This is a genomic window from Gordonia sp. DT101, from assembly GCF_049844895.1.
Classification (GTDB): Bacteria; Actinomycetota; Actinomycetes; order Mycobacteriales; family Mycobacteriaceae; genus Gordonia.
On sequence record NZ_JBNCLX010000003.1, the window covers coordinates 564,063 to 579,857 of the forward strand.

General features: G+C 67.0%; 16 protein-coding genes. 7 read left to right on the top strand and 9 right to left on the bottom strand.

The genetic code is table 11. The features are described from left to right. The first annotated feature begins 87 nt into the window (after positions 1-87). From ACLQ3I_RS13905 to pgi, 3 genes are all read left to right on the top strand, one after another. Positions 88-369, top strand: a complete 282-nt coding sequence (locus ACLQ3I_RS13905) for a chorismate mutase (protein ID WP_425790459.1) — start codon at positions 88-90, stop codon at positions 367-369. Positions 370-484: 115 nt separating this feature from the next. After that, positions 485-1,264 carry a class I SAM-dependent methyltransferase gene (locus ACLQ3I_RS13910; protein ID WP_425802505.1) on the top strand — a complete coding sequence of 260 codons (780 nt, stop codon included), beginning with the start codon at positions 485-487 and terminating at the stop codon, positions 1,262-1,264. Between the two features lie 43 nt (positions 1,265-1,307). Then, complete coding sequence (pgi, locus tag ACLQ3I_RS13915) at positions 1,308-2,999, top strand: glucose-6-phosphate isomerase (protein WP_425802508.1); 1,692 nt, start codon at positions 1,308-1,310, stop codon at positions 2,997-2,999. Between the two features lie 3 nt (positions 3,000-3,002). Here the strand turns inward: pgi and ACLQ3I_RS13920 are convergent, their stop codons facing one another. Then, positions 3,003-3,536 carry a hypothetical protein gene (locus ACLQ3I_RS13920; RefSeq protein WP_425790461.1) on the bottom strand — a complete coding sequence of 178 codons (534 nt, stop codon included), beginning with the start codon at positions 3,534-3,536 and terminating at the stop codon, positions 3,003-3,005. A gap of 19 nt (positions 3,537-3,555) precedes the next feature. Here ACLQ3I_RS13920 and ACLQ3I_RS13925 point away from each other — a divergent pair, with 19 nt between their 5' ends. Continuing rightward, entirely contained in the window at positions 3,556-4,230 is a 675-nt protein-coding gene (locus ACLQ3I_RS13925; RefSeq protein ID WP_425802510.1) for a hypothetical protein, read from the top strand. Between the two features lie 40 nt (positions 4,231-4,270). On the opposite strand, the gene ACLQ3I_RS13930 is transcribed toward ACLQ3I_RS13925, so the two are convergent. The 5 genes from ACLQ3I_RS13930 to ACLQ3I_RS13950 form a co-directional block, all read right to left on the bottom strand. Continuing rightward, on the bottom strand, positions 4,271-5,020 hold the full coding sequence (locus ACLQ3I_RS13930; RefSeq protein WP_425788797.1) for an SDR family oxidoreductase: 750 nt from the start codon (positions 5,018-5,020) through the stop codon (positions 4,271-4,273). Positions 5,021-5,093: 73 nt separating this feature from the next. Then, positions 5,094-6,134 carry a pyridoxal phosphate-dependent aminotransferase gene (locus ACLQ3I_RS13935; protein ID WP_425788799.1) on the bottom strand — a complete coding sequence of 347 codons (1,041 nt, stop codon included), beginning with the start codon at positions 6,132-6,134 and terminating at the stop codon, positions 5,094-5,096. Further along, complete coding sequence (locus ACLQ3I_RS13940; protein ID WP_425802513.1) at positions 6,131-7,162, bottom strand: 3-oxoacyl-ACP synthase III family protein; 1,032 nt, start codon at positions 7,160-7,162, stop codon at positions 6,131-6,133. Before ACLQ3I_RS13940 ends, ACLQ3I_RS13935 begins: the two co-directional genes overlap by 4 nt. Then, positions 7,159-7,821 carry an SRPBCC family protein gene (locus ACLQ3I_RS13945; protein WP_425788803.1) on the bottom strand — a complete coding sequence of 221 codons (663 nt, stop codon included), beginning with the start codon at positions 7,819-7,821 and terminating at the stop codon, positions 7,159-7,161. The genes ACLQ3I_RS13940 and ACLQ3I_RS13945 overlap by 4 nt, the downstream gene beginning before the upstream one ends. 11 nt (positions 7,822-7,832) lie before the next feature. After that, the gene (locus tag ACLQ3I_RS13950) at positions 7,833-9,497 is read right to left on the bottom strand and encodes a thiamine pyrophosphate-binding protein (RefSeq protein WP_425802516.1); all 1,665 of its coding nucleotides are present in this window, start codon (positions 9,495-9,497) and stop codon (positions 7,833-7,835) included. A 115-nt stretch (positions 9,498-9,612) separates the two neighbouring features. On the opposite strand from ACLQ3I_RS13950, the gene ACLQ3I_RS13955 reads away from it, so the two are divergent. Beyond that, positions 9,613-11,085, top strand: coding sequence for an ATP-binding protein (locus ACLQ3I_RS13955; protein WP_425802519.1), 1,473 nt, complete (start codon positions 9,613-9,615; stop codon positions 11,083-11,085). On the opposite strand, the gene ACLQ3I_RS13960 is transcribed toward ACLQ3I_RS13955, so the two are convergent. Then, positions 11,064-11,735: a response regulator transcription factor gene (locus tag ACLQ3I_RS13960; protein WP_425788809.1), complete on the bottom strand. Its 672-nt coding sequence runs from the start codon at positions 11,733-11,735 to the stop codon at positions 11,064-11,066. The two genes, ACLQ3I_RS13955 and ACLQ3I_RS13960, sit on opposite strands and share 22 nt — an antisense overlap. A 99-nt stretch (positions 11,736-11,834) precedes the next feature. Between ACLQ3I_RS13960 and ACLQ3I_RS13965 the strand changes: the two genes are divergently transcribed. Further along, positions 11,835-13,151, top strand: a complete 1,317-nt coding sequence (locus ACLQ3I_RS13965) for a cytochrome P450 (RefSeq protein WP_425802522.1) — start codon at positions 11,835-11,837, stop codon at positions 13,149-13,151. 2 nt (positions 13,152-13,153) lie between these two features. Here ACLQ3I_RS13965 and ACLQ3I_RS13970 read toward each other — a convergent pair whose 3' ends face one another. Beyond that, positions 13,154-14,056, bottom strand: coding sequence for a DNA-formamidopyrimidine glycosylase family protein (locus ACLQ3I_RS13970; RefSeq protein WP_425788814.1), 903 nt, complete (start codon positions 14,054-14,056; stop codon positions 13,154-13,156). Between the two features lie 25 nt (positions 14,057-14,081). Here ACLQ3I_RS13970 and ACLQ3I_RS13975 point away from each other — a divergent pair, with 25 nt between their 5' ends. Further along, entirely contained in the window at positions 14,082-14,822 is a 741-nt protein-coding gene (locus ACLQ3I_RS13975; RefSeq protein WP_425788816.1) for a 3'(2'),5'-bisphosphate nucleotidase CysQ, read from the top strand. Positions 14,823-15,038: 216 nt separating this feature from the next. Here the strand turns inward: ACLQ3I_RS13975 and cobF are convergent, their stop codons facing one another. Further along, the gene (gene cobF / locus ACLQ3I_RS13980; RefSeq protein WP_425802525.1) at positions 15,039-15,794 is read right to left on the bottom strand and encodes a precorrin-6A synthase (deacetylating); all 756 of its coding nucleotides are present in this window, start codon (positions 15,792-15,794) and stop codon (positions 15,039-15,041) included. Position 15,795 lies beyond the last annotated feature (1 nt).

Genomic DNA, 15,795 nt, shown 5'->3' on the forward strand with positions numbered 1-15,795 from the left:
ACCCGTGGCAAAATCGATCGGGTGACTGACGCCAACACCCCCGACGACAAGGTCGGCGACGATGCGGGCACCACGACCGGCTTCGACGTGGATGCCTACGACCTGTCCGCCGACGTCACGACGTTGCCCGGCGACATCGATGTGCTGCGAGGCGAGATCGATCGCATGGACGCGATGATCCTGGCGGCGGTGAAACGCCGCTCGGCGGTGTCCAAGAAGATCGGGGCCGCCCGGATGGCATCGGGTGGGCCCCGCCTGGTCCACAGTCGTGAGGTGAAGGTCCTCGACCGCTTCGCCGAACTCGGGCAGGAAGGCCACACGTTGGCGATGCTGCTGCTGCGTCTGGGGCGCGGCCCGCTCGGGCGTTGAGGGCGACTCACACGAAACCACTGCGGACAAGCGGCGTCGGCGAGTGCCGCATCCTCCCGGACCACGACGACTGGCACGATTGACGATGCGCTCGGGTCGGAGTTGAGTGGACCTCATGTTCACGTCGCCCGCCGACGGGTACGACCGCTTCATGGGCCGCTACACCCGGACGCTCGCGCCCGCCCTGGTCGACGTGGCCGGGGTTGACCAGGCAGAGCGGGTCCTCGACGTGGGCTGCGGACCGGGCGGTCTGACGGGTGTGCTCGCCCGGCGGCTCGGCGAGCAGCGCGTCGCCGCGATCGACCCCGCTGCCCAGTTCGTCACTGCCTGCCACGAGCGACATCCCGCTGCCGACGTCCGTCAGGGCACCGCCGAGGCGCTGCCCTGGCCCGACGACGACTTCGACGCGTCGTACTCGTGCCTGGTCGTCGGCTTCATGACCGACGCCGACCAGGGCCTGCGGGAGATGTCGCGTGTCACGCGGCCGGGCGGGGTCGTCGCCGCATGCATGTGGGACCTCGACGAGGGCGGCATGACGATGCTCGAGACGTTCTGGGCCGGCGCCCGGGAACTCGACCCCGACGTCGTCGGCGAGCGTATGCGGGTGGGTGTCGGTCGCGGCGACATCGCCACCCGTCTCCGCCGGATCGGTCTGCGCGACGTCGTCGACGGCGCATTGATCGCCCACGCCGACTACACGGACTTCGAAGACTTCTGGCAGCCGTTCACCTTCGGGGTCGGGCCGGCCGGCGCACATCTGGCAGCCCTGCCCACCGACCAGCAGGAGCGGGTACGCGAGCTCTGCCGTCCGCATCTACCGGACGGACCGTTCACGCTGAGTGCTCGCGCCTGGTTCGCCTGCGGAATCGTCCCGCCGCCGATCACCGACCGCTGACGTCGGGCCCCGTCGGGCCCGCCGACCACATAGGGTGAAAGCCATGAGCGACGTCTCCGGCAGCGACTTCGACACCAGCGACCACGACGACATCACCGCGACCCAATCCTGGCAGGCCCTCGCCGCACATCAGCCGCACGTGTACGCGATGCATCTGCGCGAGGTGTTCGCGGTGGATCCGGATCGCGGGCGGGAATTGACGGTCGACGTCGGCGATCTGCACATCGACTACTCGAAGCATCGGGTGCTACGCGAGACCCTCGAACTGCTCGCCAGCCTCGCACGTGAGGTCGGGCTCGAGGACCGTCGCGACGACATGTTCGCCGGCGAGCACATCAACACCTCGGAGGATCGCGCGGTCCTGCACACGGCCCTACGCCTGCCGGCCGATGCGACGTTGCACGTCGATGGCCAGGACGTGGTCGCCGACGTCCACGAAGTCCTCACCGCCATGGGCGAGTTCACCGACAAGCTGCGCAGCGGTGAGTGGAAAGGTCACACCGGTAAGCCCATCACCGATGTCGTCAACATCGGCATCGGCGGCTCCGATCTCGGTCCTGTGATGGTCTACCGAGCGCTTCGTCATTACGTGGATGCCGGCATCCACTGCCACTTCGTGTCCAACGTCGACCCGGCCGACATGGTCGGCACCCTCGCCGGGCTCGACGCGGAGACCACGCTGTTCATCATCGCGTCCAAGACATTCACCACTCTCGAGACACTGACCAACGCGGCTGCGGCGCGTACCTGGCTCCTGAAAGAACTCGGCGCAGGCGACGACGCGGTGGCCAAGCATTTCGTCGCCGTCAGCACCAATGCGGACGCGGTGGCCGAGTTCGGCATCGACACCGTCAACATGTTCGGGTTCTGGGACTGGGTCGGCGGCCGCTACTCGGTGGACTCGGCGATCGGCCTGTCGGTGATGGCCGCGATCGGCAAAGAGCGGTTCGCCGACTTCCTCTCCGGGTTCCACATCGTCGACGAGCACTTCCGCACCGCGCCTCTCGAACAGAACGCGCCGGTCATCCTGGGCTTGATCGGGCTCTGGTACAACAACTTCTGGGATGCCCAGTCACGCGTGGTGCTCCCCTATTCCGACGACATGGCCCGTTTCGCGGCGTACCTGCAGCAGTTGACCATGGAGTCCAACGGCAAATCCGTGACCGCACACGGCCATCACGTCACCACCGACACCGGCGAGATGTTCTGGGGTGAACCGGGCACCAACGGCCAGCACGCCTTCTATCAGCTGCTCCATCAGGGCACCCGGATGATCCCGGCCGATTTCATCGGGTTTGCCGAACCCACCGACGATCTACCGACGGCCGACGGAACCGGCTCCATGCACGACCTGCTGATGAGCAACTACTTCGCGCAGACCAAGGTGCTGGCCTTCGGCAAGACCGCCGACGAGATCGCCGACGAGGGCGTCCCACCGAATGTGGTGGCACACAAGGTGATGCCCGGAAACCGGCCGTCCACGTCGATCCTCGCCCCCCGGTTGACCCCGTCGGCCATCGGGCAGCTGATCGCCCTGTACGAGCACCAGGTCTTCGTGGAGGGGATGATCTGGGGGATCAACCCGTTCGATCAGTGGGGCGTCGAACTCGGCAAGACGCAGGCCAAGGAACTACTCGGGATCATCGTCGAGGAACAATCCCCTGCGCAGCAGGAGGATTCGTCGACCGACGAACTCGTCCGGTGGTATCGCGCGCATCGCGGCCGGGCGCGGTAGCGATCACTGCCAGCGCGTCTCGTCGAACACTTCGTCAGGGATCTCGTCACCCGGCTCCACACCGAGGGCTTCCATGCGGCCCATCAGGGCTGCGGCCACCGCGATGAAGGTGATGAGATCTTGTGGCTCCGTGGACCGTTCCGCCGGGTCGCCACCCATGAACTCGAACACCGAAGGCGGCACACAGTCGCCCATGTCGACCGACCGCTGCCCGGTGGCCGTTCGCCACGCATCGAAACTGGCGACGTCGACCGCCTCCGCGATGTCTCCGGTGCGCACGGCCTCGAGCACCTCGTCCACCGAGGTCAGCGGACCGCTGCTGCCGCTGGACGCATCGAAGCCGACCACCGTGTCGACGGACAGTTCCGAGTCGTCGTCGAGCGTGAAATAGACGATGCCACGCCAGTCCGCGCCGAGCGCGGTCACGTCGTCTCGCCCGAAGATGTCCGTCAGAAGGCCACGGATCTCGTCACGACGGCGCTCACCGAACAATTGAAACGCGCCATTGGCCACAACCTGCCCCTGCTTTGCCGACACATCGGTTACCTTACGCAACGTGAGACTCTCACCCTCGGTGATGTATGCGACCCGCCGCGTGTTGCCCGTGGTGTGCCTGGTGGCCGCCCTGACGACCGCGGCATGCGCGACGTCGACGACGGCCGAGGTCGAGCCACCGACCTCGGTTCCCACCAGCGCCGCGGTCACCGTGCCGGCCGGCCAGAGCGCCCGTTCCGCACCCGGGACCGGACTGACGTTCGGCGCGAATGCCGTCCTGCCCGCGGATGCGTTCGCCGAGACCGGGCCACTGGCGATGTACACGGTCACCGGGATCACCCCGGCCGAAGGCGTCCCCGAGGACACCACCAAGGGTGGCGCCCCGTACTTCTTCTATGTGACGGTGACATCGCTCGCGACCAGGGCGGCAGGGGCGCCGGGCGTGATGGGGCTCAGTGCGAGCGCCGACGGCAAGACCCCGGCATTGACCATGTCCCCCACCCCGGGTTTGGCGAAGTGCCCGGTCAGCACGCCGCCGCAGCGGATGCAGCGTGGCGAATCGTATGCGACCTGCCTGGTCGCGGTGGCCGACCCGGGTCAGCGACTCCGTCAGGTCATCTACTGGGCTGATACGACGGGAGATCCCGCGCTCGACTACAAATCGTCGCCGGTCGTCTGGTCGCCGGCCGGCCCACCACCCTCGGCGGCAGGTCCGCCTGCACCGGCACCGGGCTGATCTCCGGGCCCTGATCTCTGACCCCTGGGACCCGTGTCGTCTAGACCATCCGGCGGGTGATCACCGACGGCAGATGATGCAGCGCTGCGGCGATCGGTATCCACGGCCAGCGCGGCACCGGCGCCCACGCGGACTCCTTCTCGATGGCGGACACCATCGCCGTGACCCCCTGCTCCGTGCCCGTCATCATGGCCGTCTTGACTCCGCGGTTGATGTCGGTCTCGATATATCCCGGGAGCAGGATCGAGACGGTGATCGCGGAACCCGCGAACTCGGCCTGCAATCCCTGTCCCAAGGTGGCGAGCCCGGCTTTGGACGCCGAGTAGGCCGCCTGCGCCCTGGGCAGCCCGCGGACCGCACTCATCGAGCTGACCAGCACGAGATGTCCGTGGTCCTGCGCCCGGAAGATCTCCATCGCGGCCTCGACCTGCGCCAGGGCGCCGACCAGGTTCGTCTGCACGGTCTCGATGTTCGCGGACGCCATTCCCGTTCCGATCGGCGCCCCCTTGCCCAGCCCGGCGTTGACGATGACCCTGTCGAGTCCGCCGATCTCGTCGGCGAGAGCAGTGAAAACACCTGGGACGGAATCTGTCTCGGTGACGTCGAGTCGAGCGGTGGCCACTCGGCCCGCCGTCGGTCGCAGCTCGTCGGCCAGCGTATCGAGCCTGCCGAGGCGGCGGGCGCAGAGGGCCAGGTCGCGCCCCTTGCCGGCGAAGTGTCGCGCCATGCCTTCGCCGAGCCCGGAGCTCGCACCCGTGATCAAGATCTTCTGCCGTGTCGTCGCGCTCACGGCTCACCAACCTACCTGCCGCGGGGCGAGGCGCCGATTCGCAACCCGACCGACGAGGTGCCGCGCGCTCGCCTCAGGCGGTCAGGGCCGTCAACCGCAGGGCCTGGACCACGTAGTCGGTGCCGGCGCGGTCGCCGACCGTGATCCGCATCCCGTGGTTTCCGCACTCCTTGGTCGCCACGCCACAACTCCGCAGGAGTCGGCCGATGGCAATACCCTCGGCGCCCGGCAGGAACAGGAAATTGGCCTCGCTCGGCAAGGTCGGGCAGCCGATTGCCGCGAGCATGTCGGCCAAGCGCTCACGCTCCGCCTTCATCGATCGAACACGCTGCGCGAGTTCGGCTTCCGCCGTGAGCGCGACCGGAACCGCGGCCACCGCCGCCGGCCCGACCGCGAACGGCACCTCGTGACGGCGTACCTCCGACACCACGCCGCCGTCCCCGATACCGAATCCGACCCGCAGCGCGGCGAGACCATAGGCCTTGGAGAAGGTCCGCAGCGCCAGCACGTCGTCGCGGATGTCGACGAGCAGGTGCAGATCGGGCGGGTTGTCGCAGAACTCGACGTACGCCTGGTCGACCAAGGTGAGCACCTGCGCCGGCATCGAATCGATGAAGTCGTACAGCGGTTGAGGCGCGACGGTCGAGCCCGTCGGGTTGTGTGGGGAGCACACCACCACCGCCACCGTGTCGTCGCTCACCGCAGCGCGCAGCGCGTCGAGGTCGACGCTGCCGTCGTCCGCCAGAGCGACTCCGTCGACACGCAGACCGACCATCTCCGCGAGGATCGGATATCCGTCGAAGGTCGGGACCGCCGTCACCATCGACGGCGCGCGGATGCCGGCCTCCGCGGCCCGGCGCATGCAGACCTGAAAGGCGGACAATGCGACACCGGTGGCGCCCGCGCCCACGGTCACCTGCCGGTGCGGTACACCGAGGTGGTCGGCGATCTGGCCGCGAGTCCGATCCGGCAGGAAATCGGGATACCGATTGGCCTCGGCCATCACCTCGCCCAGCACCGCGGCCACGGCGGGCAGTGGCGCATAGGCGGATTCATTGAGGTCGAGCCGGGCAAGCGGCCAGGGCTCGCCGGCGGGATCGAGCGGCGGACTCATGGACGCCCACCCCAGCGGAGGGCGGCGGCAGCAGCGAAGTCGCCGGCGTGCGCGAACGCGGCCGTCATCACCACCTCGCCCTCCCGGATCCGACCATCGGCGATCGCCGTGTCGAGCGTGACCGGGATACCCACTGCGAACAGATTGCCGCACTCGTCGAAGGTGTCGGGGTGCCGATCCTCCGGGAGCTCCAGCGCCTCACGCCAATTGCGTAAGAAGATCCGGTTCGGCTGATTGGTGACGAACCAGTCGAGATCGGCGGGCGGGATGCCGATGGTGTCGGCCACCTCGATCGCGACCTCGGGCACCATCCGGTTGCCGCGGGCGAGGACCTTCGCGATTTTCGCCTCGGTGAATCCGATGTGAATCTGTCCCGGACCGGCCTCCCAGTACTTGCGCTGCGGCTCGGAAACCCCGGTCATGTCGCCCGAGTACTGGCCATACGACCGGCAGGTCAGGCCGAGGACCGGACTGCCGCGATCGCCGTCGAGGGTGAGAACGGCTACCGCCGAACCGTCACCGGGGATGGCGGCCTGCGCCTTGCCGCGTACCTGTTCCTGGGTGAACACCTGGGCCGCGCTGTTCTGCGCGAGTCCGAGCAGTGCCCGTCGACCGCCGTTGGCGCGCAGCAGGGCTGACGCGAGATCGATCATGTGGATGAACGCCGCGCACCCGCCGTTGTGTACGTCGAGAACTGTCGACGGTCGCAGTCCGAGTCGATGCGCCACCTCACCACCGCAGCCGCGGACCGGCACCTCGGGCAGCTGACTGTGCGTGAGCACCACGTCCACGTCGTCGAAGAAGTCGTCGCCATGCCGTTCGGTGAGCACGCGTGCCGCGGCCAGCATCATGTCGGCCGAGGTCTCACCGTCCGCCGCGTGATGCCGGAACGCGGGCGCCCGGAACATCATGTTGCCGGTGAGATCGTCGTTCTCCGCGAACTGTGCGAAATAGTCTGCGGGCACTCGATTTTCCGGCAGATAGGTGGCCAGGTCGAGCAGCATCGCCTGTGGTGCAGGATATGTCATGATCGCATCCATTCCGGGGTGATGGGCAGGCCATTGCGAGACCGGTACTCGGCGATGGCCGTGAGGTTCTCGAGTTCGAGTTGGTGTCCGGCGGAGAACATGTCCCAGAAGTCCCCCACCCACACCGGACGCTCCGGAGGCGCCGTCTCGGGATACGGATTCTCGTCGTAGAACGGGTGGTGGCAGTTGTGCCACAGGACCACCGACCCCGGTTTGTCCAGCACCACCTGGGCGTCCACCACCCGCATCAGATAGATCATCCAGAGATGCTTGCCCTGATCCCACGCACAGTGATAGTCGACCGTCATCGCATGGGGATTGGCGATCGTACGGGCGTAGATCTCGGTGTGGTCACCGAGGCGGTCGCGGCCGACCCACAGGCCGGGTTCGTCGGTGGGGACGAACCCGCGCAGACTGTAGGTCCATTCCTCCAGCGACCGCGTGTCCGACAGCCAGCTGTAGAGCTCGCGCGGTGGTGCGTCCACGTACCCCTGAACCGGGCAGTAGTCACCGTAGATCTGCTGATGGGGGTAGACGGACCTCAGCCGGTCGACGAGCACCGGAGTGGCCACCTGCCGAGGATGGCTCTCGATCCTGGTGATCCCGGGCAGCGTCGTCGCATCATCGCCGAGGTCGGCGAGCGGGGTTGTCACGGTCATGCGCAGTCCTTTCAGAGAAACGGGGCGAACGGGGGCACTTCTTCGGGATCGACGTCGATCACCACGCAATTCGTGCCGTCTGCGGCAAAGAGCTCGGCGCAGCATTCCCCGAGTTCGTCGATGTCCGTCACGTGGCGCACGACGAGATCGGCGAACATGGTGTCGACCCCCGCGGCGATGGCGGTCGGCCGGAATCGGTTGACGGTGGGCGCCTCGGGGAAGTAGAGCCGATCGCGGGTCACACACATCCCGTGCGCGTCGTTGTTCAGGATGACCAAGGTGAGTGGGGCGTCGTGCTCGATTGCCGTGTGGATCTCCATACCGTGCATGAAGAACGCGCCGTCACCGGCGATCACGATCGAGCGCGACCGGTCGTCGGCCACCGCGCACCGCACGGCATTACCCACACCGGCCGCGATCGCGTAACCCATCCCGCCCATGCCGAGCGCGACCGTGAACCGCTGCGCCGGCGAGAACGGCAGGTGATGGAGTGCGGCGGCCCCGGCGTTGCCGGCGTCGGCGAACACCGCGCACACCGGTGGGAGCTGCGCACCGATCGACTCGATGACCGTTCGCGCACTCGGTCGGGTCGATTGCGCGCGCGGCACCGGTAGGTGGTCGATGGCGATGGCCGGAATCTCCGGTGATCGCGACATCTTCGCGCCCACCAACTTTCCGAGCATCCGTATCGAGTGTTCGAGATCGTCTGTCGTGATCTGTGCACAATCCCCGAAACGGGCATTGTGACGTCCGATGGAGGTCAGGTCGATCGAACGGAGTACGTCGTCGAGTCCGGCCCGATCGGTGACCGACATCCGGCAGCCGATCGCGACGACCATCTGCGCCGCGCGGATGGCGGCGTGCGCGCTCGGGTGCCCCATCACGCCGGTGACCCCCGCGAAACCACCGCCGGCGGAGAACACGTCACGCCCTCCAGGTGATGCGACCGTGACCGCTCCGACGAACTCGGCGAGTTCACCGATCTGCGTACCGAGCCGCTCCCAGGACGCCTGCTCACCGACCCACAGGCAGACACGCCCCGGCGCCGTCGCCGTCGCTGCCATCTGTTCGGCCAAGGCTTCGATCGGGCCGTCGTCGGTCGATGCGCTCGGTTCCGGGTGCACGTCCGGGTGGGCCGGCGCCGAACGGGGCATCGGGGCAGCCTGTACATCCTTCGGGATGATCAGTACGGCGGGTAGCCCGCGGTCGAGTGTGTGACACGCGGTGGCGAGTGCGGCAGCCATCGTCTCCGGTGACGAGACCGCGGCGCACGATCCACTCACCGCGGCCATCAACGCGATCAGATCGATCGTGTCCGGCGGGTTCAGCATATCCTGAAATGCGCCACGGCCCACCAAACCCGTTGGCGCACTACCGATCAGGGCCAAGACGGGCACACGGCTGTCGTACGCCTCGGCCAACGCGGGCACGACGTTCATCGCTCCGCCGCCAGAGGTCGTCATCACCACACCGGGCCGGCCGGTGATCCGGGTCGTCCCGTCCGCCATCGCCCCCGCGGCGAACTCGTGTTTGGCGACCACGGGGCGGATCCCGACTTCCTGCGCAGCCGCATACATGTCCTCGATGTTGGCGCCGTGGACGCCATACGCGAGGCGCACGCCGTGATCATGGAGCACCTGCATGAGATGCCTCGCCGTCGACCGGGTTCGCGCCATGTGTCAACCATGCGTCCCGCGCGCTGAAGGTTTGCTGAAAATGCGCTCTGGCCATCGACGTCGGCACGGGAATACGCTCGTGGTGCATCGATTCACACCGAAGGGTCACCAGATCGTGGCGATCACGCGAAAAGGCTTGCCGCATGTCATTCGACGTCGCGGTGGTGTGCGCGCGCAGTCGACGATCATCGCCGCCGCCGTGGTCACCGTAGCCCTGGCGATCGGCGGAATGGCCATGTTGTTCATGCTGCACCGGGCCAACAACGAAGCCATGTACCGATCCACCGGTCGGCAGGCCTATCAGATCGCGTCCGCGATCGACCGCAGCGGCATCCAGGGCGTCGACATGGACGACCTGGCACCCGGCGCCGGCGTCGACGTCATTCAGGTGATCGATGCGAGCGGCCGCGTGGTCCGATCATCTCCGGGTGCGCCGAGCCGACCGATCATCGACGTCGACCAGGCGCCGCGCACCTACCGCTACTTCGACAACGTCCAGATATCCGGATTTGCCGGGGAGTTCTGCGCCAGTGCGGTCGGCGCGGAGCACGACGACGAGTACTACACCGTGTTGGCCCTCGACCGCGCCACGGGCGTGCGGCACAGCGAGTGGGTGACCGGCATCATCCTGGCGGCCGAGATCCCGCTTCTCGTCGTCGTCGCGGCCGGTGCAGTGTACCTCCTGGTCGGGCGTTCCCTACGTCCGGTGTCCCGGATGACCAAGCGGGTCAACGAGATCACCGCGACCGCTCTCGAGCAGCGGGTACCGGTGCCGTCGGCCGACGACGAGATCAGCACCCTCGCGACAACGATGAACGACATGCTGTCACGACTGCAGAACGCGCGGGATGGCCAACTCCGCTTCGTTGCTGATGCCTCCCATGAGTTGCGCAGTCCGCTGACGACCATCGTCGGGATCCTCGACCTCGCCGACGACACCGATTCCGCCCTCGACCTGCCGACCGTCCGGACCATCCTGCTGCCGGAGGCGAAGCGGATGCAGGTGATGGTCGACGATCTCCTCATGCTGGCCCGTGCCGACGAGAACGGGCTGACCCTGAACCTCGACGAGATCGACCTCGACGACGTGGTAGCCGCCGAGGTCGGACGCGTCCGCTCACTCGGTTCGGCTCGAATTCGGCTGCACGTCAAGCCGATCAGGATGGTCGGTGACAGCGACAAGATCACCCGGGCACTGCGGAACGTCATCGACAACGCAGTCCGGCACGCCCGGTCCACGGTGTCCGTGTCGATGCGTGCCGAAGGAGATGATGCCGTCGTGACGGTCGCCGACGACGGTGTCGGCATACCGGTCCGCGATCGCGACGTCGTGTTCCAGCGGTTCGCCCGGCTCGACGTCGATCGCCGCAATCAGTTCGGCGCCGGCCTCGGTCTGGCCATCGTCGCGGAGATCGTCCACGCACACGGAGGGTCCGCGAGCATTGGCGAAAGCGACACGGGCGGAGCAACTGTGACCATCAGGCTGCCACTGTCCGTGCCCGTCGACAGCGAACCGACGCCGCCGACGATCACCACCGACGGACCGGCGGATGTCTCCCCCAGTCCTCAGACCTCGCAGAGCCGATAGCCGGCCCCGCGAACGGTTTCGATCGACCGGACCCCGAAGGGAGTATCGATGCGCTTGCGCAGATATCGGATGTACACCTCGACGATGTTCTCGTCGCCCTCATAGTTCTCATCCCAAATCGATGTGAGGATCAGCCTTTTGGACACCACCGTCTCTTTGTTCCGGATCAGGAACTCCAGCAGGGCGTACTCCCGCGGAGTCAATGCGACGGGGGTGTCGCCGCGGGCAACCTTTCGCTCCGCTGGGTCGAGCGTGAGGCTTCCGGCCGTGAGGATCGCCGGCCGCTCCCGACCGCCCCGACGCATCACCGCCCGCAGATGAGCCTTGAGGACGACCACCGAGAACGGCTTGACCAGGTAGTCGTCGGCCCCGTAATCCAAGGCTTCGGCCTGGTCGTACTCCCCGTCCTTGGCGCTGAGCATCAACACCGGCGTCCAGACATTTCGCTCACGCATCTGCTGTACGACAAGAAATCCGTTGAGCTTCGGCAGCATGATGTCGAGCACGACGACATCGAACTGCTCCTCGGTGGCCCGCCACAGGCCCTCGGCACCGTCGGCGGCGACAACGACGCTCCATCCCTCGCTCGCCAGCACCCGACGCACGGTTTCCGCCGCGCGCACATCGTCGTCGACAACCAGCACTCGCACTGAATTTTCCTCGCTCCACGCCGACCGTCCCACGGAAGCCCGGCATGACACCGAAAGGCCTCGATGAGAATCCGTCACCTGTCCCATCCCGACCCGAATATGAGCCTACGCCCAGTCTGTGGTCGGCGCGGAATCCCGCTGAGCAGCACCATCCGACTAAGGCGTGATCCGACCGGGCTCGCCGAGTCGCTCCGTGCGGAATTCGGCGACATCGCGCTGACCAGCGCGCTCGGCCACGACATCGTCGTGGCGCAGGGGCCCGAAGCAGCATGGCAATTGGTCCGCGACCCGGATCGCGCATTCGCCAATGCGCCAGTCTACGGCTTCGCGTTGGGAGGCCTCTTCGAGCGCGGAATCCTGCTGATGGATCACGCCGAACACCACGCTCATCGCCGCATCATGCAGGAGGCCTTCACTCGCGAGAATCTGTCGAAGTATCAGCGCACGATGCAACCGATCATCGTCTCGGCGGTCGATCGTTTGCCAGTCGACGACGACGTGGACATGCGCGTCTGGCTGAAGGCCCTCGCGCTCGACATCTCACTGCAGATCTTCGTCGGCACGGCGCTCACACAAGACCAGGCCGATCGCATCAACCGGAGCTTCGTCGAGCTGATCGAGGCCGCGAGTGCATTGGTTCGCCTGCCCGTCCCAGGACTGCGATGGCGACGCGGACACACAGCGAAGCAGGTCGTCGACGACTTCTTCGGCGACCTCCTGCCAACGCGACGATCCGATCCCGGACCCGACCTGATGTCGGCGCTGTGCTCGGCCCGGTCCCCCGACGGCCAACTACTCACCGACCGCGAGGTTATCGACCACATGCGTTTCATGCTGTTCGCCGCCCACGACACCGCGACCATCGCGATGACGTCCATGGCTTACCAACTCGGACGTCACCCCGAGTGGCAGCAGCGGGTGCGTGACGAGGCGATGGCACTGCCCGAACATCCCGACCACTCAGACCTGGCGGACATGGCGTCGATGGATCTGGTGATGCGCGAAGCACTTCGGCTCCGTCCGCCGGTCCCGGTGATACCCCGTGCAGCGCTGCGCGACACATCTCTGTGCGGTTATCACATCCCCGAGGGGACATTCGTCATCTCCCTCATCGGCGCCAACCATCGGCGATCCGACGTCTGGAGCGAGCCCGACCAATTCGATCCGGAGCGCTTCTGTCCCGACCGCGCCGAGGATCGGTCGCACCGGATGGCCTGGATGCCCTTCGGCGGCGGTGCGCACAAATGCATCGGGATGCATTTCGCCCGAGTTGAAGCATTCACAGTCCTCCACGACATGGTCCGCAGATTCTCGTGGACGGTGGGCGATGATGACATGGAAGGTCGCGACGCAGGCCTGACCGACAATGCCGGATTCGTTGCCACGGTCACCCGGTTGGACCGGCGTATGACCTGACCTCACTTCAACAAACGCGACATCCGGCGGTCGGCCAGCACCTTCCCTCCGGTCTGACACGTCGGGCAATACTGAAACGAGCGGTCCGAGAACGACACCTCACGGATCGTGTCGCCGCACACCGGGCACGGCAGGCCGGTACGCGCATGCACCTTCAGCCCGGTTCGTTTCTCCGACTTCAGCCGAGCGACCTCTTGCCCCTCGAGCCGACCGATGGCGTCGGTGAGCACCGACCGCATCGTCGTGTAGAGCGACTCGACCTGGGTGTCGGTCAGCGACTTGGCCGACGCGAACGGCGACAACCGGGCGTCATGCAGGATCTCGTCGGAGTAGGCGTTGCCGATCCCGGCCATCGTGCGCTGATCGGTGAGGACGTTCTTGATGCGGCCCGACGTCGCGGCCAAGAGGGTGCCGAACTCGTCACGGGACATCGCGAGGACGTCCGGCCCGAGCGAGGCGATCCGGTCGACCTCACCGACATCGCGCACCACCCACACCGCCAGCCGCTTCTGCGTGCCCGCTTCGGTGACGTCGAATCCCTCGCCCGGCAGGCCGCAGTGCACACGCACGGCGATCGGCCCCTTCCCGCCCGGCCGCGGCGGCGTCTGCGAGAGTTGCTCACTCCAACGCAGCCAGCCGGCACGCGACAGATGGATCACCAGGTTGATCACCGGATCCGGAGCAGCGTCGCCGTTCGTGCTGTCGGGGCCCGGGACCGTTCGGATGACCAGGTACTTCCCGATCCGACCCACCGATTCGACCAGTCGCCCGGCCAACGCCGTGTACGGCGGATCCGCGGTCTTCAGGACGGCCAGCGACGCAACGTCGACCCGCCGGATCGGAAAACCGGCCGCTCGGCCGTCCACGTAGGCAGCCACCGCCGCCACCTCAGGGAGCTCAGGCATGTGTCCAGTGTGCTCTAGTAGGAGGATGATCTCCCGCCTTTCCGATGCCGAACTGGCGGCGCGCGTGGCCGAAGGCGCGGGCGAGATCCTCATGGGTGTCCGTCATGGCGGACTGCTCGGCGGTCGCCATCTCGGTGACGTCGGCGACGCGATGGCGCAAGCGTGGATCGCGAACGTCCTCGGCAGGCACCGACCACATGACGCGATCCTGTCCGAGGAGGGTGCCGACGTCGGCGACCGGGCAACAGCCGACCGCGTCTGGATCATCGATCCGCTCGACGGCACCAGCGAGTTCTCGTCCGGCACCGCCGACTGGGCCGTGCACGTCGCGCTCACCGAGTCCGGCGTGGTGACGACAGCGTCGGTGGCACTGCCCGCCGTCGGTGAGGTTTTCCGATCCGATGCGGTGAAACCGCCGAGCAGCGCACTCACCGGACGGATGGCGGCATCGCGCTATGGCGGCTCCTACGAGAGTGCCTGGGTGTCCCGGCGACTGTCGTTGAACATGATCGGGATCGGATCGGCGGGCGCGAAGGCGATGGCGGTGGTGCGCGGCGACGTCGACGCCTATGTGCATGCCGGCGGTCAGTACGAGTGGGACAATTGCGCTCCGGTTGGTGTTGCCCTGGCGGCCGATCTGCACTGCAGCCGCCTCGACGGGTCGACCATCGTCTACAACCAGCCCCGCCCGTACATGCCCGATTTCGTCATCTGCCGCAAGGAGATTCGCGACGATCTCCTCGCCGCGCTGGACGAGATCTGGTGATCGGTCGGGCCGCGACCACCCACCGGTCGGGCCCAGAATCTCGTCGACCGTGCACAGAATTTCGTCGACCGTGCCCACTTCCGCGCCGATCGTGCCCACAATTTTGTCGATCGTGCACATGATCGAGTCGGGTAAACGACTGAGCGCACGATCGGCGAGAAAGTGCGCACGATCGGCGAGAAAGTGCGCACGATCGGCGAGGTGGGCGGCGAGGCGTCAGCCCTTCCGGAGCAGGTAGATGTCCATGATCCAGCCGACTCGTTCGCGCGCCTCGGCCCGCGCCGCGACGATCCGCTCGGCGACGTCGGCAACCCGGCCGCTGATGAGGATCTGCTCGTCGGTGCCCACGTAGGCACCCCACCAGATGTGGTCGTCGGGCTCCGCGGTCCGCCGGAACGCCAGAGATCCGTCGAGCATCACGATCTGGTTCGCGTCCGCGCCGCGCGGGGTGTCGCCGAGACGGCGCCCCGTGGTGATGTGGACGGGTTCACCGATCCGGTTCGCCGCGATGCGATGAGCGGCGGTGAGGGCACTGGCACTGGTCACCCCCGGGATCACCTCGACGACGAGCGACAAGCCGGAATGTTCGGCCAGATCGTCGACGATGCGCAGCGTGCTGTCGTACAGCGCCGGGTCGCCCCACACCAGGAAGGCCGCCACACCTCCGTCGGGCACCTCGGTGGTGAGCACATCGGTGAAGATCGACGCGCGCGCGGCGTGCCACCGACGCACCTCGGCGTCATAGTCCGCGGGATCGCGGTCGCGGGGCGGGTCGACGACCTCGATGACCCGGTGACCGTCGGGGGCGTAGCGCGTGAGGATGTCGCGCCGCATCGCGCCGAGCGATTCTTTGTCGTCGCCCTTGTCCAGCACGAGAAATGCGTCGACGTCGCCGAGGGCATCGATCGCCTCGAGAGTGATCTGGCGCGGGTTGCCCGGACCTATCCCGATGACCCGCAGTGTGAGTTGCATG

What these genes read in the sequence shown, in the direction of transcription:
- ACLQ3I_RS13910 (WP_425802505.1), top strand. Translation starts at nt 485, where the DNA reads ATGTTCACGTCGCCCGCCGACGGGTACGACCGCTTCATGGGCCGCTAC.
- pgi (WP_425802508.1), top strand. Translation starts at nt 1,308, where the DNA reads ATGAGCGACGTCTCCGGCAGCGACTTCGACACCAGCGACCACGACGAC.
- ACLQ3I_RS13935 (WP_425788799.1), bottom strand. Translation starts at nt 6,134, where the DNA reads ATGAGTCCGCCGCTCGATCCCGCCGGCGAGCCCTGGCCGCTTGCCCGG.
- ACLQ3I_RS13940 (WP_425802513.1), bottom strand. Translation starts at nt 7,162, where the DNA reads ATGACATATCCTGCACCACAGGCGATGCTGCTCGACCTGGCCACCTAT.
- ACLQ3I_RS13945 (WP_425788803.1), bottom strand. Translation starts at nt 7,821, where the DNA reads ATGACCGTGACAACCCCGCTCGCCGACCTCGGCGATGATGCGACGACG.
- ACLQ3I_RS13950 (WP_425802516.1), bottom strand. Translation starts at nt 9,497, where the DNA reads ATGGCGCGAACCCGGTCGACGGCGAGGCATCTCATGCAGGTGCTCCAT.
- ACLQ3I_RS13965 (WP_425802522.1), top strand. Translation starts at nt 11,835, where the DNA reads ATGAGCCTACGCCCAGTCTGTGGTCGGCGCGGAATCCCGCTGAGCAGC.
- ACLQ3I_RS13970 (WP_425788814.1), bottom strand. Translation starts at nt 14,056, where the DNA reads ATGCCTGAGCTCCCTGAGGTGGCGGCGGTGGCTGCCTACGTGGACGGC.
- ACLQ3I_RS13975 (WP_425788816.1), top strand. Translation starts at nt 14,082, where the DNA reads ATGATCTCCCGCCTTTCCGATGCCGAACTGGCGGCGCGCGTGGCCGAA.
- cobF (WP_425802525.1), bottom strand. Translation starts at nt 15,794, where the DNA reads ATGCAACTCACACTGCGGGTCATCGGGATAGGTCCGGGCAACCCGCGC.